20 protein-coding genes and 1 riboswitch are annotated in these 23,909 nt (G+C 73.3%); of the genes, 10 read left to right on the top strand and 10 right to left on the bottom strand.

The window, feature by feature from the left end; genetic code table 11:
• Positions 1-152 precede the first annotated feature (152 nt).
• Positions 153-950 (bottom strand): LysR family transcriptional regulator, encoded by a 798-nt coding sequence (locus tag CLV70_RS31135; RefSeq protein ID WP_211303953.1) that lies wholly within the window; start codon positions 948-950, stop codon positions 153-155.
• An 82-nt stretch (positions 951-1,032) separates the two neighbouring features.
• On the opposite strand from CLV70_RS31135, the gene CLV70_RS31140 reads away from it, so the two are divergent.
• Complete coding sequence (locus tag CLV70_RS31140) at positions 1,033-2,157, top strand: EamA family transporter (protein ID WP_245908565.1); 1,125 nt, start codon at positions 1,033-1,035, stop codon at positions 2,155-2,157.
• Between the two features lie 145 nt (positions 2,158-2,302).
• Positions 2,303-3,058 (top strand): DUF3152 domain-containing protein, encoded by a 756-nt coding sequence (locus tag CLV70_RS31145; RefSeq protein ID WP_106130200.1) that lies wholly within the window; start codon positions 2,303-2,305, stop codon positions 3,056-3,058.
• Between the two features lie 4 nt (positions 3,059-3,062).
• On the opposite strand, the gene CLV70_RS31150 is transcribed toward CLV70_RS31145, so the two are convergent.
• From CLV70_RS31150 to asnB, 3 genes are all read right to left on the bottom strand, one after another.
• Positions 3,063-3,830, bottom strand: coding sequence for a DUF6745 domain-containing protein (locus tag CLV70_RS31150; protein WP_106130201.1), 768 nt, complete (start codon positions 3,828-3,830; stop codon positions 3,063-3,065).
• An 82-nt stretch (positions 3,831-3,912) separates the two neighbouring features.
• Positions 3,913-4,650 (bottom strand): DUF3152 domain-containing protein, encoded by a 738-nt coding sequence (locus CLV70_RS31155; RefSeq protein WP_106130202.1) that lies wholly within the window; start codon positions 4,648-4,650, stop codon positions 3,913-3,915.
• Positions 4,651-4,691: 41 nt separating this feature from the next.
• Entirely contained in the window at positions 4,692-6,608 is a 1,917-nt protein-coding gene (gene asnB, locus CLV70_RS31160) for an asparagine synthase (glutamine-hydrolyzing) (protein WP_106130203.1), read from the bottom strand.
• A gap of 170 nt (positions 6,609-6,778) precedes the next feature.
• Between asnB and CLV70_RS31165 the strand changes: the two genes are divergently transcribed.
• The 6 genes from CLV70_RS31165 to CLV70_RS31190 all read left to right on the top strand — a co-directional run bounded on the left by CLV70_RS31165 (position 6,779) and on the right by CLV70_RS31190 (position 13,910).
• Positions 6,779-7,462: a response regulator transcription factor gene (locus CLV70_RS31165; protein WP_106130237.1), complete on the top strand. Its 684-nt coding sequence runs from the start codon at positions 6,779-6,781 to the stop codon at positions 7,460-7,462.
• A complete protein-coding gene (locus CLV70_RS41845) occupies positions 7,459-9,240 on the top strand; it encodes a sensor histidine kinase (RefSeq protein WP_211303955.1) in 1,782 nt (593 codons plus the stop codon). The genes CLV70_RS31165 and CLV70_RS41845 overlap by 4 nt, the downstream gene beginning before the upstream one ends.
• 37 nt (positions 9,241-9,277) lie before the next feature.
• Positions 9,278-9,922 carry a nucleotidyl transferase AbiEii/AbiGii toxin family protein gene (locus CLV70_RS31175; protein WP_106130204.1) on the top strand — a complete coding sequence of 215 codons (645 nt, stop codon included), beginning with the start codon at positions 9,278-9,280 and terminating at the stop codon, positions 9,920-9,922.
• Between the two features lie 311 nt (positions 9,923-10,233).
• Positions 10,234-12,720 (top strand): DEAD/DEAH box helicase, encoded by a 2,487-nt coding sequence (locus CLV70_RS31180; protein ID WP_106130205.1) that lies wholly within the window; start codon positions 10,234-10,236, stop codon positions 12,718-12,720.
• Position 12,721: 1 nt separating this feature from the next.
• The gene (locus tag CLV70_RS31185; protein WP_106130206.1) at positions 12,722-12,991 is read left to right on the top strand and encodes a hypothetical protein; all 270 of its coding nucleotides are present in this window, start codon (positions 12,722-12,724) and stop codon (positions 12,989-12,991) included.
• A gap of 415 nt (positions 12,992-13,406) precedes the next feature.
• Entirely contained in the window at positions 13,407-13,910 is a 504-nt protein-coding gene (locus tag CLV70_RS31190) for a hypothetical protein (protein WP_245908566.1), read from the top strand.
• A 444-nt stretch (positions 13,911-14,354) separates the two neighbouring features.
• Here the strand turns inward: CLV70_RS31190 and CLV70_RS31195 are convergent, their stop codons facing one another.
• The 5 genes from CLV70_RS31195 to mgrA form a co-directional block, all read right to left on the bottom strand.
• Positions 14,355-15,455: a hypothetical protein gene (locus CLV70_RS31195; protein WP_106130208.1), complete on the bottom strand. Its 1,101-nt coding sequence runs from the start codon at positions 15,453-15,455 to the stop codon at positions 14,355-14,357.
• 320 nt (positions 15,456-15,775) lie between these two features.
• On the bottom strand, positions 15,776-16,174 hold the full coding sequence (locus CLV70_RS31200) for a hypothetical protein (protein ID WP_245908567.1): 399 nt from the start codon (positions 16,172-16,174) through the stop codon (positions 15,776-15,778).
• Positions 16,175-16,390: 216 nt separating this feature from the next.
• Positions 16,391-17,137, bottom strand: a complete 747-nt coding sequence (locus tag CLV70_RS31205) for a nucleotidyltransferase domain-containing protein (RefSeq protein ID WP_106130209.1) — start codon at positions 17,135-17,137, stop codon at positions 16,391-16,393.
• The gene (locus CLV70_RS31210; RefSeq protein ID WP_106130210.1) at positions 17,134-17,808 is read right to left on the bottom strand and encodes a nucleotidyltransferase domain-containing protein; all 675 of its coding nucleotides are present in this window, start codon (positions 17,806-17,808) and stop codon (positions 17,134-17,136) included. The genes CLV70_RS31205 and CLV70_RS31210 overlap by 4 nt, the downstream gene beginning before the upstream one ends.
• Positions 17,805-18,800: an L-glyceraldehyde 3-phosphate reductase gene (gene mgrA, locus CLV70_RS31215; protein WP_106130211.1), complete on the bottom strand. Its 996-nt coding sequence runs from the start codon at positions 18,798-18,800 to the stop codon at positions 17,805-17,807. The genes CLV70_RS31210 and mgrA overlap by 4 nt, the downstream gene beginning before the upstream one ends.
• Positions 18,801-18,860: 60 nt before the next feature.
• Positions 18,861-18,954: riboswitch (glycine riboswitch) on the top strand.
• Between the two features lie 72 nt (positions 18,955-19,026).
• Between mgrA and gcvP the strand changes: the two genes are divergently transcribed.
• On the top strand, positions 19,027-21,831 hold the full coding sequence (gene gcvP, locus CLV70_RS31220; RefSeq protein ID WP_106130212.1) for an aminomethyl-transferring glycine dehydrogenase: 2,805 nt from the start codon (positions 19,027-19,029) through the stop codon (positions 21,829-21,831).
• Between the two features lie 509 nt (positions 21,832-22,340).
• On the opposite strand, the gene CLV70_RS31225 is transcribed toward gcvP, so the two are convergent.
• On the bottom strand, positions 22,341-22,541 hold the full coding sequence (locus CLV70_RS31225) for a DUF5999 family protein (RefSeq protein WP_106130213.1): 201 nt from the start codon (positions 22,539-22,541) through the stop codon (positions 22,341-22,343).
• A gap of 122 nt (positions 22,542-22,663) precedes the next feature.
• On the opposite strand from CLV70_RS31225, the gene CLV70_RS31230 reads away from it, so the two are divergent.
• Positions 22,664-23,902: a chorismate-binding protein gene (locus CLV70_RS31230; RefSeq protein WP_106130214.1), complete on the top strand. Its 1,239-nt coding sequence runs from the start codon at positions 22,664-22,666 to the stop codon at positions 23,900-23,902.
• The last annotated feature ends 7 nt before the right edge of the window (positions 23,903-23,909 follow it).

The following is a 23,909-nucleotide window of genomic DNA, read 5'->3' on the forward strand; positions in this document are numbered from 1 at the left end:
GGGACGGGCCAGACCGGCCCGGCCAGGCAGGACGGGCCAGACCGGAACGGCCCGGAATGGCCCAGGTCGGCATCAGGGCCCCGGGCCGAGCGGGGCCCGGAGCAGGTCCAGGACCAGCGCGAGCGGCGCCCACCCGGCGCGCCCCCGCCGGGTCACGGCATAGCTGCGCAGCAGCACCGGCTCGGTCCCCAGTGCCAGCAACCGCACCCCGGGCGCCGCGGGCCGCCGGTCCGGCACCAGCGCCACCCCAGCCCCGCCAGGATCAGGTCCTCCACCAGCTCGAGACTGTCCGCCCGGTGCCGGATGCGCGGCGCGAACCCCTCCAGCGAAGCCACCGTACGGACCACGTCCTCGTCGGCGGTGTTGCGCGAGTTGACGATCCAGTCCGCCTCGGCGAAGTCGGCCAGGCGCGTACCCGGGGCCGCCTCCGCCACCGCGAGCGCCCACGGCGTCTCCCACAGCGGGAACACCTCCACCGACGGGTCGAACGCCACCGGGGCGAGGTTGTAGTCGTACGTGAGGATCAGGTCCATGGCGTCGGCCGCGAGCAGGTCGAACGCCTCGGCCGGCTCGTGCTCGTGGATCCGCGGGCCGACCCGGGGGTGGTCGCGCGCGAGGGTGGCCGCCACCGGCAGCAGGCTCCGGCGTACGCCGGTAGCGAAGCCCGCCACCCGCACCTGGCCGGACGGCTCCGCGCCGGGGGTGAGGTCGAGGCGCGCCGCCTCGACCGCTGCCAGGATGGTGACCGCGTGCCCGGCCAGTCGCCGCCCGGCGGGGGTGAGCCGGACGCGGCGCCCGTCCGGCTCGACGAGGGTCGCGCCCGCCTCCCGGGCCAGGACGGCGAGCTGCTGGGACACGGTCGAGGTGGTGAGGTGCATCGCATCGGCGACCGCACGCATCGATCCGCGCCGGGACAGTTCGAGCAGTAGGCGCAGGCGGCGGGTCTCCACCCCGTCATCGTCCGGGAAACCTTGACGGTACGTCCAGGATTATCACGTGGACGCGAACGTTCGGGCGGCCTCTACTGGACCGATGGGCCAGCAAACCCGCTCCGGTACGGCCATGGCCCTCGCCTCGATGCTCCTGGTCCAGCTGGGCCTGGCGGCGTCCGTCGGGCTGCTCGACCGGCTCGGCCCCGAGGGCACCGCGTGGCTGCGGCTCGCCTGGGCCGGCGTCATCCTGCTCGTCCTGGTCCGGCCGCGTCCGGGCTCGTTCGGCCGCCCGGCGCTGCTCGCGTCCGTGGCGCTGGGCGTGGTGACGGCCGGCGTGACGATCCTGTTCATGGCGGCGGTGTCGCGCCTGCCGCTCGGTACGGCCAGCGCCCTCGAGTTCCTCGGCCCGCTCGGCGTCGCGGTGGTCCGTGGCCGCCGGGGCACGAAGCTGTGGCCGGCCCTGGCCGCGGTCGGCGTGGTGCTGCTGACCGAGCCGTGGCACGGCGGCACGGACCTCTTCGGCGTCGGCTTCGCGCTGGCCGCGGCGGTGTGCTGGGCGGCGTACATCCTGCTGACCCAGCGCGTCGGCGACGGCGTCTCGGGTTTCCAGGGTTTGGCCGTGTCGATGCCGGTGGCGGCCCTGGTCGCCACGCTGGTGGCCGGCCCGTCGGTGTTCGCCGTGCTCACCTGGCAGCTGCTGCTGATCGGGCTGGCCCTGGCGGTCCTGCTGCCGGTGGTGCCGTTCGCGCTGGAGTTCCTGGCGCTGCGCCGGCTGACCACCGCGGCGTTCGGCACGCTGATGAGCCTGGAACCGGCGTTTGCCCTGCTCATCGGCCTGCTCGTACTCGGCCAGCGCCCCGGCTGGGCCGCGGTGGCCGGCATCGCCTTCGTGGTCACCGCGGGCATCGGCGCCGAACGCACCGGCGCCCGCCCCACCCCAGCCGAAGGCGTCGATGCCGGCCCCACCCCAGCCGAAGGCGTCGGCGCCCGCCCCACCCCAGCCGAAGGCGTCGATGCCGGCCCCACCCCGGCCGAAGGCGTCGGCGCCCGCCCCACCCCAGCCGAAGGCGTCGATGCCGGCCCCACCCCGGCCGAAGGCGTCGGCGCCGGGCTCGACGCGGTAGCGGCCCGCCGCGCCTCGTCCGCGCCGGCACCCGGTCCCGGCCGCGGACCCGCGCGGCCCATCCCGGCCGCGCCGGGCGGCGAGCCGGCGACGGGAATGTGAGGTAGGCCGCCCCCGGCCGCGATCGACGGCCGAGCTAGGACGTCCGGGCCGCCGAAAAGGTTGACATCGTCCTCGATCAACTATTCGCGGCCCTCACCAGTCTCTCCCTGCGCACAACCGGTTCCCGGTGCGAAGGAGAGAGCCCATGCCCGTCCGCGTTCGCGTCGTCCCCGCGGCCCTCGCGGCCGCCCTGCTCGCCGGATGCGGCTCGGCCGCCGGCGGCGCGCCATCCCCGCCGGCGCCCCGGCCGACGACTCCCGGCGAGCGGTCCGTCGCCCCGTCCCGGCCGGTGCAGGTCACCTACCCCCGCGAGGGAACCGGCGCCTTCTCCGCCGCCCGGGCGGAGAAGGACCCCGGCGGCGGGTCCGCGCTGCGCTACCGGGTCCTGGTGGAGAAGGACATCAAGGGCATCAGCCCCGGTACGTTCGCCGCGACCGTCCGCGCCACCCTCGCCGACCCGCGCGGCTGGACGGCCGGCGGCGACCGGGAGTTCCGGCGGGTGGGGGCCCGGGAGCCGTACGACTTCACGATCTACCTGGTCACCCCCGCCACGCGCGACGAGCTGTGCCAGGACGTGCCGGACGGCTACACGTCCTGCCGCAACGGCGACCGGGTGGTGCTGAACGTGGCCCGCTGGGTCAAGGGCGTGCCGGGCTACGGCGCCCCGCTGTCGGTCTACCGGCAGTACATGGTCAACCACGAGGTCGGGCACCGCCTGGGCCAGGGCCATGAGCGGTGCCCGGGCCGCGGCCGGCCCGCACCCGTGATGCAGCAGCAGACGCTCGGCCTGCACGGCTGCACCGCCAATCCGTGGCCGTACCGCGAGGGTGAGCGCTACGCGGGCGCCTCCGGCGTCTACGACGACAGGATGCCGCCGCCCGACCGGGGGAGCGCCCGGTGAGGGCTCACCCGGCGCGGTAGCGCACCCCGGCGGCGCCGATGCCCGCCGGCCGTTCCACCATCACGCACACCTCGTCGCCGGGCCACCACCACCCGGTGGCGCGGGCCAGGGCGGCCCACTCGTCGAGCCGCTCCGCCTCGCGGGTGGCCGGCCGGGACAGGCCGAGCCGCCGCAGGATGTCGTGGTGGGCGATCCAGGACGCGTCCTGCTGGCCGTACCAGCAGATCGGGAGGGTGGCCGGGGGTCCGAGGGCGGACCGGACCGGCAGCGCGACGTCGCGCAGCAGGGCCGTCCACAGCGACTCGCGGACGCCCCGGCGCAGCACGATCCGCAGCGGCACCCCGGCCTCCAGGGCCGGCACGGGCGGCAGCTCCGGCCACGGCTTGTCGCCCCGGGGCCGGGGCGCCTCCAAGTCGGGGTGGTCGGCGGCGGCGTCGAGGGCGGCCAGCAGGCGGGACCAGCTCGCGGCGAGGTCGACGGCGATCGGCGGGCGGCCGGACGGTGGCCGGGGCCGCAGCCAGGCGTGCAGGTCGTCGTGGCCGGGGATGCCGGCGGTGAGCGGGAGCCCGGCGGCGGGCGAGTCCACCCAGGCGAACCGGGGCCGGCCGCGGCCGTGCCGGCGGTAGAAACGGGTCAGGACGTGTTCGGCGGTCTCCCGGTCGGCCGGCTCGGTGGCGAGTCCCACCTCGAGCCATTCCCGGCGCCAGGCGTCGGCGCGGTGCCAGTGGTCCAGGACGGCGGCGGCGCTCCTGCGCCGCGCGGTGGCGGTCAACGCGCGAGGGCGCGCACGCCCTTTCGGTCAGCGATCATCATGCGGACCACGATGACCGGCCCCGTGCCGGGCCGCAACCGGTTTACCGCCGGCCGCGGTCGGGGGCGGGCAGGCGATCGGCGTACGCGCCGGACGGTCCGGCGTACCGTTCGCCCGCCCGGTAGGGCCAGGGGTTCGGGTCGCAGCCGTGCAGGCCGAGCGTCTGCTGCTGCATGACCGGCGCCGGACGCCCGCGGCCCGGGCACCGCTCGTGACCGTGGCCCAGGCGGTGCCCGACCTCGTGGTTGACCATGTACTGCCGGTAGACCGACAGCGGGGCGCCGTAGCCCGGCACGCCCTTGACCCAGCGGGCCACGTTCAGCACCACCCGGTCGCCGTGGCGGCAGGACGTGAACCCGTCCGTGCCGTGCCCGCACAGCGCGTCCCGGGTCCGCGGGGTGGCCAGAAAGATCGTGAAATCGTACGGCATCCCCGGCCCGGACCGGCGCAGCCGCAGCGTGCCGCCGGCGGTCCAGCCGCGCGGGTCGGCGAGCGCCGAGGTCACCGTGGCGGCGAACGCGGCGGCGGACAGGCCCCTGATGTCCCGCTCGACCAGCACCCGGTAGCGCAGCAGCGGCCCGCGCTCCCCGGCGGTCCGCGCCGAGGCGGGTGCGGTGCGCCACTCCCCGGTGCCACGCGCCGGATACGTGACCTTCCCGACCGGTACGGCGCGGGAGGCCTGCGGCGCGGCCGCGGGCCGGGGGACGGCGGGCGGCACCGGGCCGCACGCCGCCACGCCGAGCAGCGCCAGGGCCGCCGCCGCCCACCGGATCCGTCTCACGTCCGACCATCGGCCCCCGCCGCGGCGGGTTGAGGGAGCCGTCACACGACCGCGGGGGCGCGTACCGGAGAAGGGTCGATGGTCTTCTCCACCGTGATCGCGTGCCAGAGGCAGAACATCGCCACCGTCCAGACCTTGCGGGAGTGGTCGGCGACGCCGGCGCGGTGGTCCTTGAGCAGCCGCTGCGCGTACCCGAGGTCCAGCAGGTGGCCGGTCTGCGAGCTGTCGAACAACGCGCCGACCCAGTCGCCGATGCCACCCTTGAGCCACAGCCGGGTCGGGGTGGGGAAGCCCAGCTTGCGCCGGTCGCGGACCGACTCGGGGACGATGCCGCGCATCGCCTCGCGCAGGGCGTGCTTGGTCGTCTTGTTGCCGTGCGGCAGCTTGAGCTCGGTGGGCAGGCCCGCGGCGGCCGCGTAGACCGCCTGGTCGAGGAACGGTACGCGCAGTTCCAGCGAGTGCGCCATCGACATCCGGTCCGCCTTCACCAGGATGTCGCCCTGCAACCAGGTGTGCAGGTCGACGTACTGCATCGACGCGACCGGGTCGACGTCGGCCGTCTCGGCGTACAGATGGGCGGTGATGGCGGTGTGCGGTTCGGCCGTGAAGCGCATGAGCTGGGACTTCTCCTCCGGCCCGAAGATCCGCGCGTTGCCGTAGTAGCGCTCCTCGATCGGCGTCGTGCCGCGCTCGAGGAAACTGCGGCCGCGCATGCCCTCCGGCATGACGTGCGACAGGTTGCGCAGGCCGCGCTTCATCCCGGCGGGCAGCCGCTCGATGCCGGCCAGCGACATCGGCTCGCGGTAGATGGTGTAGCCGCCGAACAGCTCGTCGGAGCCCTCGCCGGAGAGCACCACGGTCACGTAGCGCGACGCCGTCTGCGCGAGGAAGTAGAGCGGGATCAGCGACGGGTCGGCCACCGGGTCGTCGAGGAGCTGGACGATGCGGGGCAGCTCGCGCAGGACGTCGTCCTCGGTCACGACGGTCGGGGTCAGGCGCACCCCGAGCTGCTCGGCGGTGTCCTGGGCGATCTCGATCTCCGAGTAGCCCTCGTGGGCGAAGCCGGCCGTGAACGCGTGCAGGTCCGGCTTGCTCTCCCGGGCCAGGGCCACGATCGCCGACGAGTCGACACCGCTGGACAGGAACGCGCCGACCTGCACCTCCGCGTGCAGGTGCTTGCGGACGCTGTCCCGCAGCGCGTCCCGGATCGCGTGGTACGCCGCCTCCGGTTGCACGTGCAGCGGCCGCAGCGAGGGCCGGAAGTAGCGCTCCTGGCGCAGGCCGCCGCCGGGGGTCCAGGTCATCCGGTGCCCCGGCGGCAGCCGCCGCACGTGCCGGTGCAGGCTCAGCGGGTCCGGCACGTACTGGAACGTCAGGTAGTGGGCCAGCGCGTCGGTGTCCAGGGCCGCGCCGGAGTCGCCGCTGAACGGCAGCAACGCCTTGCGCTCGCTGGCCAGGAACAGGCCGTCGGAGGTCTCCAGCACGTACAGCGGCTTGATGCCGAACGGGTCGCGGGCCGCGTGCAGGGTCCGGGTGAAGTGGTCGTACGCGACGAACGCGAACATGCCGCGCAGCCGGGACAGCGCGGCGGCGCCCCAGTAGTGGAACGCCGCGGCGAGCACCTCGGAGTCACCCTGGGTGGCGAACGTCGCCCGGTGCTCGCGGATCAGGTCGGCGCGCAGCTCGCGGTAGTTGTAGATCTCGCCGTTGAAGACCACCGTCCAGCGCCCGGCCTGCGGGCCGTCGACCGGGTAGTGGGCCGGCTGGGCGCTTTCCGCGCGGTCGATGATGGCGAGGCGCTTGAAGCCGAAAGCGACGCCGTCGCCGAACTCCACCTGGGTGTCGTCCGGGCCGCGGTGGTGCATCGTCTCCAGCGCGCTTGCGAAGACCGCCGCCGACTCCGCGTCGGGCACCCCGGCGTGGGGGCGGCTGCTGACGAACACGCTCAGACCACACATCTCGTCACTCCTGTCGTTGTGGCGACTTGCGCGGCGAAACGTAGGCGGGGCGTGGTGAAGAAGTGATGAAGAAGCCGCCGAGATCCGGACCGGCACCGGAATCGGAGCGGATCTTCATCGGATCCGCACATTTGTTGGCCCCCGAGGAGGTCCTGAGCCAGAATCCGACGGTGACCGCACGCATTCTCGTGGCCGACGACGATCCGAAGCATGCCCAGCTCATTCGCCTGTACCTCGAGCGCGAGGGCCATCAGGTGCTGACGGTCGGTGACGGTCGGGCCGCCCTCGAGCAGGCTCGCGCCCGCCGGCCGGACCTCGTCGTGCTCGACGTGATGATGCCGCTGGTCGACGGTCTCGACGTGTGCCGGATTCTGCGGGCCGAGTCGAACGTGGCCATCCTGCTGGTGACCGCCCGCTCGTCGGAGAACGACATGCTGCTCGGGCTCGACATCGGCGCCGACGACTACCTGGCCAAGCCGGTGAGCCCGCGGGAGCTGACCGCCCGGGTCCGCGCACTGCTGCGCCGCACGGGCGCCGCCGACGGCCCCTCGCCGGTGCTGCGGGTCGGCGACCTGGAGATCGACGCCGGCCGCTTCGAGGTCCGCGTCGGTGGCGTGCCGGTGAACCTCACCGCCAAGGAGTTCGGCATCGTCGAGCTGCTCGCCCGCGAGCCCGGGCGGGTCTTCACCCGCGGGCAGATCATCGACAAGACCTTCGGCTTCGAGCAGGAGGTGTCCGAGCGTACGGTCGACGCCCACGTGGTGAACCTGCGCCGCAAGATCGAGGCCAACCCGGCCGAGCCCCGGTACGTCCAGACCGTCTACGGCCGCGGATACCGGATGGCCGAGCAGTGAGTTTCCGGCTGCGCATCTTCATGCTGGTGATGATCGTGGCGGTGACCGCGATCGGGGCGACCGCCTGGCTGACGCTCAGCCTCACCTCGCGGGAGGTCGAGCGCTCGCAGCGGGCCTCGGTGCAGCATCAGACGACGATCGTCGACGCGGTGCAGCGCTTCGGGCTGCTCCGCGGTCGCTGGCCCGGCCTGGACCGGGTGGTGGCCGGGCTGGCCACCGCGACCCGGCTGCACATCCAGCTCCGCACCGGGGACGGCCTGGTGCTGGTCGACTCGGACACCATGCAGGGCCGCCCGTCCGGGCCGGTGCAGGGCGCCGCGCTGGGCGTCGACGCGCGCCCCGCGCTGAGCCCGCGGATCGCCGCGGCCGCCGACAGGCTGACGGAACCGGGGGCGTCGGGGGTGGTGTCGCCGGAGCTGGCGGACCCGGGGGCCCCACCCGTACGCCTGGGCTACAAGCCGGTCACGCCCCGCGACCTGTTCGGCGCCGAGCCCACCGATGACATCTTCGGCTCCCCGCCCGCGCTGATGGTGCGGCAGGCGGCCCAGTACCGGGCGGCGCTGATCGCGGTCCGCTGCATCGACGAGAAGGCGGCCACCGGCGACCCGGCGCTGCTGATCGACAAGGCGCCGTACCTGACCGGGGAGCAGGTCACCCGCAACCCGGAGTGCGTCAAGGAGGCGGTGCTGAAGGTGGTCACCGACGAGGAGTGGATCAACGGCGTGTGGGCCACGTACAGCCAGTGCGAGCGGGCGGGCTCGCCGGAGGGGAACAACTCCTGCCTGTACTCCTCGTTCACGCGCGCGGTGACCGCGGCTTCCGCCGTACCGTTGCAGCTCCTTCTCGGTCCCCGCACCGACACCGACGGCGTCGGGTCCCTCGGCCGGCCCGCGGCGTTCGGCGCGGCCGGTCTCGTGGCGGTGGCCCTGGTCGGCACGGCGCTGATCGCCCGCCGGGTCAGCCGGCCCGTGCGGCGGCTGACGGAGGCCTCCCGCGAACTCGCCGACGGCCGCCTCGACGTGCGCGTCCCGGTCGGCGGCGGCAGCGAGCTGGCCCGGCTGTCCGCGTCGTTCAACGCCATGGCCGAGGCCCTGCAACGCAGCGAGGAACGCCAGCGGCGGCTGGTCGCCGACGTCGCCCACGAGATGCGTACGCCGCTGTCGAACCTGCGGGGCTATCTCGAAGGGCTGTCCGACGGCGTGGTGCAGCCGAGCCGGGAGCTGTTCGCGTCGCTGCACGAGGAGACCCTGCTCCAGCGCCGCATCCTGGACGACCTGCAGGTGCTCGCGCTGGCCGAGGCCGGCGACCTGAACTACACGACCGCGCCGGTCGACCTGGCGGACCTGGTCTCCGGCGGGGCCACCGCGCACCGGGTCGTCGCCGCGGACGCCGGGGTCGCGCTGACCGTCGACGCGCCCGCGCCGGTCTGGGTCGACGCCGACCCGGACCGCCTGCGCCAGGTCCTCGGCAACCTGCTGAGCAACGCCATCCGCTACACCGACCGCGACGGCCACGTCCTGCTGCGGGTCCGCGCCGAGGGCACCGAGGCGGTCCTGACCGTGCAGGACAACGGCGTGGGCATCGCGCCCGGCGACCTGTCCCGGGTCTTCGACCGGTTCTGGCGCGCCGACCCGGCCCGGCAGCGGGCCACCGGCGGCACCGGCCTCGGCCTGACCATCGCGCACCGCATCGTCACCGACCACGGCGGCCGCATCGAGGTCACCAGCCGGCAACACCTCGGCACGACCTTCACCGTGCGGCTGCCCGGGCGGCCGTGACGGAATTTCTGTCGTACGGGACCGCTACGGTCCTCGGGTGACCGCGAACATCGACGACTTCTACCGCGACGTCGCCACCATCGCCCTCACCGCGGGGGAGAAGCACGGCTTCGTGCTGGGCGGCGGCGTCGCCTGGCTGGTCAACGGCCTGGTCCGGCGGCCCACCGAGGACATCGACCTGTTCACCGACACGGCCGGGGCGGTCGAGGCCGCCGCGGCCGGGGTGACCGGCGCCCTCACCGCGGCCGGCTACCAGGTGTTCCGCGAGGTCGCCGACGAGATGTTCGCCGGCATGGACGAGGACCTGCGCGAATACCACGTGGCCGACGGGCGGCGGGCGCTGCGGCTGACCCTGACCCGGCTCGACCGCCGGCGCGCGCCGGTGGTGATGGACGTCGGCCCGGTCATGCACCTCGACGACCTGGTCGCCTCGAAGGTCGCCGCCCTGGTCAACCGGCGGGAGGTCCGCGACTACATCGACGTCGCCGCCGCCCTCGAACGCTATCCGCTGGACCGGGTGCTCGAGCTCGCCCACGCCCTCGACGACACCCTGGAGCCCGGCGACATCGCCGACGCGGGCCGCTACCTCGACCGCCTCGACGACGCCCGGTTCGCCGTGTACGGCCTCGGCGCCGCCGACGTGGACCGGCTGCGCGCCCGGCTCGCCGGCTGGCCCCGCTGAGCCGGGCCGCCACGCAACCGTTTCGCAACCGGGGGCGTACCCGGCGGCAACCTGCGGGGCCGAATCTTGCTGTCAGCGAGGCCAGTCAGCACCAGGAAGGCTCCCGAATGCGCCTGAGAATCGGTTCCACCATCGCCGTCTTCGCCGCCGTCATCGGCCTCGCGGGCAGCGTCGCCGGCCCGATCTACGCGGCGTTCGCCGCGTAGATCACCCGCACGAATCCACAGCAGGGTCCCTTCCGCGGCCGGGCGCACAGCGCGCCCGGCCGCGGTGCTGTCCGGCTCCGGTGCTGCTCATAGACTGGGCGCATCATGAATCTCACCGAACGCCTGCCCGGCACCGCCGAACCCGACGCCGTCTTCGACGCCTTCCAGACCTGGGTCGCCGAGCAGGGCCTGACGCTCTACCCCCACCAGGAGGAGGCGCTCATCGAGATCGCCACCGGGGCGAACGTCATCCTGAACACCCCGACCGGCTCCGGCAAGAGCCTGGTCGCGACCGGCGCGCACTTCGCCGCGCTGGCCGGAAAGCGCACCACCTTCTACACCGCGCCGATCAAGGCCCTGGTGTCGGAGAAGTTCTTCGCCCTCTGCGCGGTCTTCGGCGCGCACAACGTGGGCATGCTGACCGGCGACGCGAGCGTCAACGCCGACGCGCCGATCATCTGCTGCACCGCCGAGATCCTCGCCAACCTGGCCCTGCGCGAGGGCGCCGACGCCGACGTCGGCCAGGTGGTGATGGACGAGTTCCACTTCTACGCCGAGCCCGACCGCGGCTGGGCCTGGCAGGTGCCGCTGATCGAGCTGCCCCAGGCGCAGTTCCTGCTCATGTCGGCCACCCTCGGCGACACCACCCGCTTCGTGGACGATCTGACGCGGCGCACCGGCCGTGAGACCGCGGTGGTCGCCAACGCGGAGCGGCCGGTCCCGCTCCTCTTCTCGTACGCGATGACGCCGCTGCACGAGACGATCGAGGAGCTGCTCACCACCCACCAGGCGCCGGTCTACATCGTCCACTTCACCCAGGCGGCGGCCCTGGAGCGGGCGCAGGCGCTGATGAGCATCAACATGTGTACGCGCGCCGAGAAGGACGCGATCGCCGCCGCGCTGGGCAACTTCCGGTTCACGGCGGGCTTCGGGCGTACGCTGTCGCGGCTCGTGCGCCACGGCATCGGCGTGCACCACGCGGGCATGCTGCCCAAGTACCGCCGCCTGGTGGAGACGCTCGCCCAGGCGGGCCTGCTCAAGGTCATCTGCGGTACGGACACCCTCGGCGTCGGCATCAACGTGCCGATCCGCACGGTCCTGTTCACCGGCCTGTCCAAGTACGACGGCGTGCGCACCCGGCTGCTGAAGGCCCGCGAGTTCCACCAGATCGCGGGCCGCGCGGGCCGGGCCGGCTACGACACCCTCGGCACGGTCATCGTGCAGGCGCCGGAGCACGTGATCGACAACGAGCGCATGCTGGCCAAGGCCGGCGACGACCCGAAGAAGCGCCGCAAGGTGGTGCGCAAGAAGCCGCCGGAGGGCACCATCGGCTGGGGTCAGCCCACCTTCGACCGCCTCGTCGCCGCCGACCCCGAGCCGCTGACCTCCTCCTTCCAGGTCTCGCACGCGATGCTGCTCAACGTGATCGCCCGCGGCGGCGACCCGTTCGCCTCGATGCGGCACCTGCTCACCGACAACCACGAGGAGCCGGCCGCGCAACGCCGGCACATCCGCCGCGCGATCGCGATCGCCCGCGCCCTGCTCGCCGGGGGCGTCATCGAGCGCGTGGACGGGGCGTACCGGCTGGTCGACGACCTTCAGCTCGACTTCGCCCTGAACCAGGCGCTGTCGCCGTTCGCGCTGGCCTGCCTCGAACTGCTCGACAGGGAGTCGCCCGACTACCCCCTCGACGTCGTGTCGGTGATCGAGGCGACGCTCGAGGACCCGCGCCAGGTGCTCTCGGCCCAGCAGTTCAAGGCCAAGGGCGAGGCGGTCAACGCCATGAAGGCCGAGGGCATCGAGTACGACCAGCGCATGGAACTGCTGGAGGAGGTCACGTACCCGAAGCCGCTCGTGGACCTGCTCGAGGGCGCCTACGAGACCTACCGCCGCGGTCACCCCTGGGTCGCCGACTACGAACTGAAGCCCAAGGCCGTCGTCCGCGACATGTACGAGCGCGCGATGACCTTCACCGAGTACGTGTCCTTCTACGGCCTGTCCCGCTCCGAGGGGCTGGTGCTGCGCTACCTCGCCGACGCGTTCCGGGCGCTGCGGCAGACGGTGCCGGAGGACGCCCGTACGGAAGAACTGACGGACCTGATCGAATGGCTCGGCGAACTCGTCCGCCAGGTCGACTCCAGCCTCCTCGACGAGTGGGAACGCCTGCGCAACCCGGGCGCCGAGATCGCCGAACCGTCGCCGCTGGACGACCGCCCCCCGGCCGTCACCCGCAACACCCGCGCGTTCCGCGTCCTGGTCCGCAACGCCCTCTTCCGCCGCGTCGAACTCTTCGCCCTGCGCCGCGCCGAGGACCTGGGCGACCTCGACGCCGAGTCGGGCTGGACCACGGACCGCTGGATCGAGGCCCTCGAGAACTACTACGCCGAGTACCCGGTGGTCGGCACCGGCCCGTCGGCCCGCGGCCCGGCCTTCCTGCACATCGAGCAGGGCCCGGCCGTCTGGAAGGTCCGCCAGGTCTTCGAGGACCCGGAAGGCGACCACGACTGGGGCATCGAGGCGGAGATCGACCTCGCCGCCAGCGACGAGGCAGGCGCCGCGGCGATCCGCATCATCGCCGTGGGCCCGCACTGACATGAAGGCCCCCCTCCGCCGCCTCCACCACGACGGCCACCCGTACCGCTGGCAGGCCCGCCCGGTCCCCTCCCCGGGCCACCGAGTCCTGCGCCTCCGCATCTTCGGCGCGGGCAAGACGGGCCGCGCCCTGCAGGTGGACCTGCCCCAACAGCCGGGCCGGTACGACCACCCGTCAGCAGACGACGTCCGCGAACTGATCGCCCGGGGCCTCGCCGCAGGCTGGGACCCGCACGCCCGGGGCGGCACGTTCCCGCTCCCGCCCCCGTGACCCGCGCCCCGGCCGGACCTCAACTCCCACCCGAGCCGCCGGCCTCCCGCTTGCCTGAGCCGCTCGCTTCTGGCCTGTCCGAGTCGCCGGTTCCTCGCCTGCTTGAGCCGTGGGCCTCCCGCTTGCGCGAGTCGCCGGTTCCTCGCCTGGCTGGGCCGCGGGCCTCCCGCTTGCCCGAGTCGCTGCCTGACCTGGCAGTCTTCCGCCGGCCCGAGGTGCCGTCCGTCTCGTCGGCGAAGGCCATGCCCTGAGCGCCGGGCCGCCGGGCCCGCTGCCCGGGCGTCCGGAGTCCCGTCTGCGCGAGCGTCTGGCGCACGTCTATTGGCTCGGCGGCGGCAGCGGCGCCGGCAAGTCGACGATCGCCGCCCGCATCGCCCGCCGCCGCGGCCTGGACGTGTACTCGACCGATGACGTCATGACCGACCATGTCCGGCGGAGCGCGCCCGGCGAAACGCCGTACCTCCGGCGCTTCCTGGCGATGACCATGGACGAGCGCTGGGCGGACCGCTCCCCGCAGACCATGCTCGACACCTTCCACTGGTACCGCGGCGAGGCGTTCGACCTGATCGTCGAGGACCTGCTGGCCCTGAGCCCGCACCGCGGCGTGATCGCGGAAGGCTTCCGCCTGCTCCCGGAGCTGGTCGCCCCTCTGCTGGCCACACCGGGCCACGCCCTCTGGCTCCTCCCCACCCCCCATTTCCGCCGCACCGCCCTGGAAGCCCGCGGCGACCTGTGGACGATCGCGGGCAGAACGTCCCACCCGGCCCGTGCCCTGCTCAACCTCCTCGAACGGGACGCCCTGTTCACCGACCGCCTCGCGGAGACCACCACCCGCCTGGCGCTCCCACACCTCCACATCGACGAGGCGATGACCGAGGACGCCCTCGAGGCGAAGGTCACCGCAGCACTCGGCCTCTGACAGCACCACTTCGGCCGCCGTCCCGCCCTCGCCGCCGTCCCGCCCCGCTGGCGCCCCGGGCCCACCGGTGATCCGATGTCGTGCCGATCCCACAGGAACCTCGCGCCGTCGGAGGCCCGCATCCGACCCCGGCCCGCGGGCTCGCCGTGTCCGCCGGTCGGCCGCTGTGGTCTCCGGGTCGCGCGCGGCCGGCGGACTCCAAGAACCTGGCCGACCAGCTCCGCGACTGTGCGCCGAGGCCTGCCGGCTCGCCGTGTCGGCCTGCCGGCTCGCCGTGTCGGCCTGCCGGCTCGCCGTGTCGGCCTGCCGACCCGGTCCGCGCCCGCGCCGCCGCCCGTGGGCCTTCATCGAGCCCGTCGCCGTCGGCCGGCAGGCGGCAGTGACCGGATCAACCATCGGCAGCGGTGGCTGCGCGCCGGCCGGAGCTCGGGCCGGGAGCGGCGGTCAGGTTCGGGTGGCGTTGGTGGCCATGCGGGTGTTGAGGGATGTGGCCTGGGCCGGGGTGATGCTGCCCTCGCGCTCCCAGTTCAGGGGGAGTTCCACGGAGAGGCCGCCGACGTTCGCCGCCCAGGTCGCGGTGGCCAGGGGAGTGCCGCCCGCGTCCGTGATCTTTGCCAGGGTGGCCGTCTGGAACTGGATGGGGTGACCGTCGGCCGCTCCCGCGATCATGTGGTCGTACAGGCGCTGGTAGTCGGGCCGGGCCTGTTCGAGGGTGCCGTCGGGCAGTTGCCGGACCATCAGGGAGTTGTTCGCCCAGATGCCGGCGTTGCCGGCGAGGGTGCGCTGGTAGTTCATGGCCGTGATGGTCTCCTCCATCCTGACCTCCAGGCGCTCCTTGTCATTGATCATCTGCCACGGGTTGTAGGCCACCGACGACGAGATGCCGAACGGGCTGAACGCCGCGTGCTGGTCGGCGATGGCCTTGTAGAGGGCGTCCCTGTCACGCACGTCGGTATAACCCGCTTCGAGCGCCTTGGACCGGTTGTCGGCGACGCCGAGCTGGTGGATCAGCGGCTCGGCGAAGATCGTCGTGGTGCCGGCGACGGTCGCCTCGCACCACTCGGGTGCGGTGAGGTGCGGCGCGAGCGCGGTGAGGAAGGCCGCGTACGCGTCCAGGAACTGCGGGCACCACCAGCGGGGCACGACGAACTTCTTGCCGTTCTCGGGCTCGAGCCAGTCGGCGATGGGTCCGCCGCCGAGGGCGAGAGCCCAGGCGGGGGACTGGTGGCCCGCCAGCAGGCGCAGCTTGATCTTGGGATAACCCCGGTCGCGGGCGAGGTCGACCGCGACCTCGAGTTTCGCCACGGCGGCCGGCGAGATCGGGCCGCCCGCGGTGGGCTGCGCCTCGGCCCACGTCAGTGGCTGGACGAAGCCGTGCAGCCGGTCGTCCGGCGGGTCGAGAAGCTGATCGGGCTCGCGCGCCAGCAGGCCGGTGATGCGGCCGCGGGCGGGAGCGGCGTGAGCGACCGCCGCGGGCAGGCCTGCCACGGCGAGCGGAACGCCCGCGGCCAGGGTCAGGAAGGATCGCCGGTTCAGGTGTGCCATGGTCGCCCCGTTTCCCCGTTGACGTCCCGTCGGATGGTCCGGGACGTCCGTGGCGGAGAACCTAACAGGTCCGAGGTGGACGGTGGGGGCGCCTGTGGACAACGGGCCCGCGGACGAAAGACGTCCTTGAAGCTGTCGCACGGCCGGCAGCGTGACGCGGCAAGCACGTCGTGGTGATCCTGCGGCTCGTGCTGATTCTCGGTCGGCACCGGCGGCGGGCGGTAAAGCGGGCCCCGCGGTGAGCCGGGCTCAGCGGTGGGCCGGGCCCTCGCGGTGAAGCGGGCCCTCGCGGTGAAGCGGGCCCCGCGGCCCGGCTGATGTCAGGCGGCGCGCGCGGCCCGGCGCAGCACCGGGTGCCGTGCCTCCCAGGCCGCGCGGACGCCCCGGGGCAGATTCAATTCCGGCCATATCCGTACGAGCGTCGCCCCGTCGAGGTGGTCGCGCAGCTCGTCGACGCGGACCGCCTCGCGCAGGACGTTCTCGTACATCCACAGCAGCATGGTGTGTTCGCCGAGGTCGAACGCGCGCTGGGGATTCCACCACAGGCGCAGCGGAAGCGCGACGAGGCCGTGGGTCGGCCCGGTCAGCTCGCCGAGCGTCCCGGCCACCAGCACGGGCCGGTGCGGCCTCGCGAGATGGACGACCGGTGCGCGGGCGTCCTCGCTGGTCACCTCGGCGGCGATCGTGATGCCGTGACCGTCGAGCGTGCGGGTGGTCATGGGACCAGCGTAGACCGCCGCCCCCGCCCGACGATAACACCTAGGTTCCTAGGATGCCCCACGCGCGGAGCGCGGCACCACAAACCACAGAACGACGGCTTCGCCGACAGCCACAATCAAGCGGTCGCGAGGGCGGTCGCGAGGGCGGTCGCGAGGGCGGTCGCTTTCAGCAGGCAGTGGCGGGCCGGCCGGCAAGGCAGTCGACTGCCGGGCGACTCAGGCAGGAGCGAGCCGGGCACGGACCACCAGCTGATGCAGGGCCTCGACGGCACCCGGATCGGCGCGCAAGGGCAGCGCCGACGCGTCCCGTGCCTGCTCCAGCTCCTCCCGCAGCCGCGCCACGTCTTTCTCGACCGCCTCGCGCAGGGCGGCCGGGAATGCGCCGTGTTCCGCCGAGCGCTTCATCGCGATCAGCTCCGGGACGTACCCCAGGGGGCTCAGCGCGCCGAGGTCCGCGACCACCTCGCCCGTACGCATGAGGTGCAGGCCCGTGTGCAGCACCCGCAGCGTGTAGAGGGCCGGCTTGAGCTCGCCGGTGCCGGCGAAGAGGCGTTGCTGGGTGGCGGCGAACCCCAGGTAGTGGTGGGCGTGGTGCCGGGTGATCAGGCCGGGTGCCAGCTCCACCAGGTCGCGGTGCAGGGGCGACGTCGTGACCACGAGCGGGGACAGCAGCTGCTCCAGGACGTACCCGTTGCGGCTGTTGAGGAGGCGCGCGAACTTGAGCAGGTCGTGGCTGACCACGTCGAGTTCGACGCCGTCGCGCCAGGTGCCGGACGTGATCGTGTCCGGGCCGGTGCGCAGGCCGACCACCTCCCCGGCCGGCAGGAGGTGGCTCGCGCGCAGGTCGAGGTCGCTGTCGACGGAGGCGAAGCCGTAGAGGTGGGCGCCGCTGACGGTCACGAAGACGGCCGGATAGGGCAGGGCCGCGCCTTCCGCGGCCCAGGCGGGAACGGTCAGCGTCACGACAGACCCCTTTCCCGTACGCCGGTGAGCAGCGCATCGATTCTTTCCCGGCCGGGTTCGTCCGGCAGGGTGCTGGCGGCCTCCGCGGCGGCGAGGTCCCGTTGCAGTTCGCCCGCCCACGAGACCACGGATTCCCAGGGCTCACCACCGTTTTTGATCCGCAGCAGCCGCTCGCGCAGCGGCCGTACGTCGACGAGCACCTCGCCGGTCCGCAGCACGTGGGCGCCGGCGTGCAGCAGCCGGATCATGTGCATGGCCTGCTTGTAGTTCGTCTCGCCGGTGCGGGCCCGCCGGGCGGAGACCCGGTGGAGCTGGTCGCGGGCGTACGCGCCGTACGTGCGGGCGACGTGCCGGGACAGGAACGCGTCGCGGGCGGCGAGCAGTTCCCGTCCGTCGGCGGTGACGTGTTCGATCAGCGGCGACCAGAGCACTTCGAGGACCGTGGGGTTGGCCTGCAGCGCGAGGGTGCAGAACCGCTCGATCTCCCAGGAGAACTGCTCGTCGCGCGGGCCGTCGAGGTGGGTGGGCGGCTTGTCGAGGTGCCAGAAGGCGCGGGTGGGCGCCGCGTACACGCCTCGCCGGTCGTGGTCGGAGCGCGGGCCGTCGAGGCCGTACGCACGCGAGCCGACCACGACCGCGAGGATCGTGCGGGGCGGGAACAGGACGCTCACAGGCCGAGGACGGTCCCGTCGATCTCGTCGAGTTCCTCCTGGCCGAGGTCGGTGTTGCGCAGCGCCGCGAGGTTGGTCTCGAGCTGTCCGACGCTGCTGGCGCCGATGATGAGGCTGGTCATCCGGGGGTCGCGCAGGGCCCAGGCGAGGGCGAGCTGGGCGAGGCTCTGGCCGCGGCGGCGGGCGATCTCGTCGAGGCGGCGGATCCGGTCCATGGTCGCGGCGTCGAGGTCGCTCTCGTTGAGGAACACGCTGGTGCGCACCCGGGAGTCGTCGGGGATGCCGCCGAGGTAGCGGTCGGTGAGCAGGCCCTGTTGCAGGGGGCTGAAGGCGATGCAGCCGGCGCCGACGCGTTCGAGCGTGTCGAGCAGGTGGTCGCGTTCGATCCAGCGGTTGAGGATCGAGTACGAGGGCTGGTGGATGAGCAGCGGCGTGCCGAGTTCCTGGAGGATGGCGGCGGCCTGGGCGGTCTGCTCGGCGCTGTAGTTGCTGATGCCGACGTAGAGGGCCTTGCCGGCGCGGACGACGGCGTCGAGGGCCGTCATGGTCTCCTCGAGCGGGGTGTCCGGGTCGGGGCGGTGGTGGTAGAAGACGTCGACGTAGTCGAGGCCGAGCCGCTTCAGGGACTGGTCGAGCGACGAGACGAGGTACTTGCGGGAGCCCCACTCGCCGTACGGGCCGTTCCACATGTGGTAGCCGGCCTTGGTGGAGACGACGATCTCGTCGCGGTGGGCGGCGAAGTCGGTGCGCAGGATGCGGCCGAAGTTGCTCTCGGCGCTGCCGGGCGGCGGGCCGTAGTTGTTGGCCAGGTCGAAGTGGGTGACGCCGAGGTCGAAGGCGCGGCGGGTGATCGCCTGCTGCCGTTCCAGGGGGCGGGCGTCGCCGAAGTTGTGCCAGAGGCCGAGGCTGATGGCGGGCAGCCGCAGCCCGCTGCGCCCGGAGCGGCGGTAGGTCATGGTGTCGTAGCGGTCGTCCGCGGGGGAGTAGGTCACACGCCACAGCCTAGGGACACATGATCGAAACACGTGCGCTGGTAGGTTGGGCGGTGCCGTACCACCCACGCGGGAGAGACCACCGGTTCGCCGGCGGCGCCGAAGGGGCAAATCCTCCCCGGAACCTCTCAGGCAAAAGGACCGCGGGGGAAGGCGACTCTGAAGTGCGCTCGTGGGTATGACAGAGGGGGAGGTTGCCCGTCGACCTCGCTTCCCTGGAGCCGCCATGACGTTCGCACCCCGCCACATCGGTCCGGATCCGGACGCGCAGACCCAGATGCTCAAGGCGATCGGGTACGCGTCCCTCGACGCCCTCATGGACGCCGCGATCCCCGAGGTGATCCGCTGGCACGGGACGCTGGCGCTGCCGGACGCGGCCACCGAGGAGGAGGCGATCGCCGAGCTGCGGGAGATCGCCGGGCGCAACACGGTCACCACGTCGATGATCGGGCTGGGTTACTACGGCACGTTCACGCCCGCGGTGATCAGGCGCAACGTGCTGGAGAATCCGGCCTGGTACACGGCCTACACGCCGTACCAGCCGGAGATCAGCCAGGGCCGGCTGGAGGCGCTGCTGAACTTCCAGACGATGGTGACCGACCTGACCGGCCTGGCGACGGCGAACGCGTCGATGCTCGACGAGGGCACGGCGGTCGCGGAGGCGATGACGCTGGCGCGCCGGTCGAGCAGGAGCAAGAGCAACGTGTACGTGGTGGATGCCGACACGCTGCCGCAGACGCTGGCGGTGCTGCGGACCCGGGCGGAGCCGCTGGGCATCGAGCTGGTCCTGGCCGACCTGGACGCCGGCGACGCGCTGCCGGCCGAGTTCTTCGGGCTGCACCTTCAGTATCCGGGCGCCTCCGGCGCGGTCCGTGACCATGCCGCGCTGGCCGTGGCCGCGCACGAGGCGGGGGCGCTGGTGACGGTGGCCGCCGACCTGCTGGCGCTGACGCTGCTGCGGGCGCCGGGGGAGATCGGTGCGGACATCGCCGCGGGGACGACGCAGCGGTTCGGCGTACCCCTGGGGTTCGGTGGTCCGCACGCGGGCTACCTGGCGGTGCGCTCCGGGCTGGAGCGGTCGCTGCCCGGGCGCCTGGTCGGGGTGTCGAAGGACGCGGACGGGGCGCCGGCCTACCGGCTGGCGTTGCAGACCCGGGAGCAGCACATCCGCCGGGAGCGGGCGACGAGCAACATCTGCACGGCGCAGGTCCTGCTGGCCGTGATGGCGAGCATGTACGCGGTGTACCACGGCCCGGCGGGCCTGCGGGCGATCGCCGAGCGGGTGCACGGGCGGGCGCTGGCGCTGGCCGGGGGCCTGGCCGCGGCGGGTGTGGAGGTGGCGCACGAGCGGTTCTTCGACACGGTGACCGCGGTGGTGCCGGGCCGGGCGGCGTCGGTGGTGGAGGCGGCGGCCGGGTCGGGCATCGACCTGCGGCTCGTCGACGCCGACCGGGTGTCGGTGTCGTGCGACGAGACGACGACGGCCGCGCACGTCGAGGCGGTCCTGGCCGCGTTCGGTGCCGCCGGTGCCGAGCCGGCGGCGTCGGGCCTGCGGGAGTTCGCGCGGACGTCGGAGTTCATGACGCACCCGGTGTTCCGGTCGCACCACTCGGAGACGGCGATGCTGCGGTATCTGCGCAAGCTGTCGGATCGGGACTACGCGCTGGACCGGGGCATGATCCCGCTGGGTTCGTGCACGATGAAGCTGAACGCGACCACGGAGATGGAGCCGGTCAGCTGGCCGGAGTTCGCCGAGATCCATCCGTACGCGCCGGCGTCGCGCACCGCCGGTTACGAGGCTCTGGTGGCGCAGCTCGAGGGCTGGCTGGCGGAGATCACCGGGTACGACGCGGTGAGCGTGCAGCCGAACGCGGGTTCGCAGGGTGAGCTGGCGGGCCTGCTGGCGATCCGCGGGTATCACCGGTCCCGGGGCGAGGCGCACCGGGACGTGTGCCTGATCCCGTCGAGCGCGCACGGCACGAACGCGGCCAGCGCGGTGATGGCGGGCATGCGGGTGGTCGTGGTGGCCTGCGACGAGAACGGCAACGTGGACCTGTCCGACCTGGCCGCGAAGATCGGGAAGCACCGCGAGGCGCTGGCGGCGATCATGGTCACGTACCCGTCGACCCACGGCGTGTACGAGAAGGGCATCGCGGAGCTGTGCGGCCAGGTGCACGACGCCGGCGGTCAGGTGTACGTCGACGGCGCGAACCTGAACGCGCTGGTCGGCTTCGCCCGTCCGGGGAAGTTCGGGGCGGACGTGTCGCACCTGAACCTGCACAAGACGTTCTGCATCCCGCACGGTGGCGGCGGCCCGGGTGTCGGCCCGGTCGCGGTCCGCGCGCACCTGGCCGAGTTCCTGCCGGGTGACCCGCTGGAGCCGGGCGATCACCACGCGGTGTCGGCGGCGGCGCACGGCTCGGCGGGCATCCTGCCGATCTCGTGGGCGTACCTGCGGATGATGGGCCCGGACGGCCTGGCGCAGGCGACGTCGGTGGCGGTGCTGGCGGCCAACTACGTGGCGGCCCGGCTGCGCGAGCACTACCCGGTCCTGTACGCCGGCAACGAGGGCCTGGTCGCGCACGAGTGCATCCTGGACCTGCGCCCGATCACGAAGGCGACGGGCGTGTCGGTGGACGACGTGGCGAAGCGCCTGATCGACTACGGCTTCCACGCGCCGACGATGTCGTTCCCGGTGGCGGGCACGCTGATGGTCGAGCCGACCGAGAGCGAGGATCTGGCGGAACTGGACAGGTTCTGCGCGGCGATGATCGCGATCAAGGGCGAGATCGACCGGGTCGCGGCGGGCGAGTGGCCCCGTGACGACAATCCGCTCCGGCATGCCCCGCACACGGCGGCGGCGGTGACGGCGGACGAGTGGTCGCACGCGTACCCGCGATCGCTGGCGGGCTTCCCGGCGGGCGTGGACCGGACGTCGAAGTACTGGCCGCCGGTCCGCCGCATCGACGGCGCGTACGGCGACCGCAACCTGGTGTGTTCGTGCCCGGCGCCGGAGGCGTTCGAGGACTGAGTCCGCCGGGCGGGTCGGCCGGGATCACCGGTCGGCCCGCACGCGGGGAGTTCCGGTGTCTTCCCGGCGCGCGGGGCCTTGCGGCGCGCTCGGGCTTGTCGCTCGGGGCCGGTCGCGCGGCTTTCTCAGGCCTTCACGGCTTTCACGGTGCCCGGGGCTGCAACGCTCGGGGTGCCTGTGGCGCTCGGGGGCTCGGAGCGCTCCGGGGCCGGGGAGCTCCGGGGCCGGGGTGCTCTCGTGCCGCGGCGGCGCGGGCCGTGACGTGATGCGGGCCGTGACGGTGCGGGCCGTGAGGTGATGCGGACCTGATGATGCGGGGCCGTGGTGGTGCGGGCGGCGTCGTCGCCGCTAGGCTGCCGGCGGTCGGGCCGGCCGGGGTCCGGTGCGTCCTCCGGTGGCCTGTGCGGGTCGTCGTGACGACCCGGGCCTTCCGGTGGCGCTTGCCGGCCACTGTGCCGGCGGACGATCGTGGTGCGGTGCCCGGCTGCGGTGCCGGGCCGGTGGGTCGCTCAGGCGGCGAGCGCGTGGCGGGCGGGGCCGCGGTGCGGTTCGATCTGGCTGCCGTCCGGCAGCAGCTCGCCCGTGTCCTCGAAGAGGATGACGCCGTTGCAGAGCAGGCTCCATCCCTGTTCGGGGAAGGTGGCCACGATGCGGGCCGCTTCGCGGTCCACGGCTTCGGCGGAGGGACAGGTGTTTTGGTGCTGGCACATCGGAGGTCTCCGGTTGGGGGGTTGTGTTGTGCTTCACATCAACGGTGGCGAACACTACTCCCATCCGAACGAATCCGGATGGCATGGGTGACGGTGCCCCATTGAACGAGTCCACTGTTCAGATGGTCCACGGAAACCGTGGATACGACCACTGTGCGACAGTCGCGCCAGCCGTTCCACCGGGTTCTCCGGCCTCCTGCCAGCGCCGTCACCGTCCGTCATCGATGTTCGAATGGCATCTCGGTGATGGTGGTAACCCCGCTGAGCTTGTTACAGCGTGGCTCGCGGACAACGGACTGCCGGTGCGAGACCTCCTCCGAACGGCTAATGCATTCCACCCGAACGGCGTCGGCACCCCCTGCGGATCTTCACTGTACGTGTCGGCCGCGGCCGGATCGGTGATGGCCGGCGGGGCTGTCGGGCGGCCCTCGCCCGTACCCGGAATCCCCGATGTCGCAGCGGTTTTCTACGAGCACACCGATCCGGGAGCCGGGCGGGAGAGCGGTCTCTCGCAGCGTGCGATCAGTGACTCTCGGTCAGATTCTGTGCCCTGGTCGCTGGGGGCGTGGGAGGACAGCTGGACGCCCGCGGAGCATGCCGCCGCGGTCCGGGCGGTGCACGCCGCCATCGCCCGCGGGGACGTGTATCAGGTCAACGTCGTCGGCCACGCGAGCGCTCCGTACACGGGAGATCCGGGCCCGTCCCTACAGCGGGTCACCGAATTGCCCGGCGCGCGGTACGGCGGCCTCCTGGCGGGCGCGGGCTGGGCGATAGCCACGGCGTCCCCGGAGACCCTCGTCGAGGTGCGCGCCGGCCGGGTCGTCACGCGGCCCATCAAGGGCACCCGGCCGGCCACCGCGCAGGGCCGCCGCGAGCTGCTCGGCTCGGCCAAGGAACGCGCCGAGCACATCATGATCGTCGACCTGGAACGCAACGACCTGTCCCGCCTGCCCGGCGTCGGCCCGGTCCGCGTCGACGAGCTGTTCGCGGTCCGCCGCTGGTCCGGCCTCTGGCAGGCGGAGTCCGAGGTGTCCGCGCCGATCGAGGGCGGGCTGGGGCTGGCGGAGCTGCTGCGCGCGGTGTGCCCGGGCGGCTCGGTGACCGGCGCGCCCAAGCTGGCGGCGCTGGACCTGATCGCGGGCATCGAGCCGGTCGGGCGCGGCGCCGGCATGGGCGCGCTCGGCTGGGTCGGCACGGATCACGTCGACCTGGGGCTGACCATCCGTACGGTCGCGGCGACGGACGGCCGGGTGCACCTGTGGGCGGGCGGCGGCATCACCTGGGACAGCGACCCGGACGCAGAGGTGGCGGAGGCGGCGGCGAAGGCGGCCCCGATCCGGCGGGCCCTCGCGGCCGGGTGAGGCGGCG

It is taken from the genome of Pseudosporangium ferrugineum (genome assembly GCF_003002065.1).
Classification (GTDB): domain Bacteria; phylum Actinomycetota; class Actinomycetes; order Mycobacteriales; family Micromonosporaceae; genus Actinoplanes; species Actinoplanes ferrugineus_A.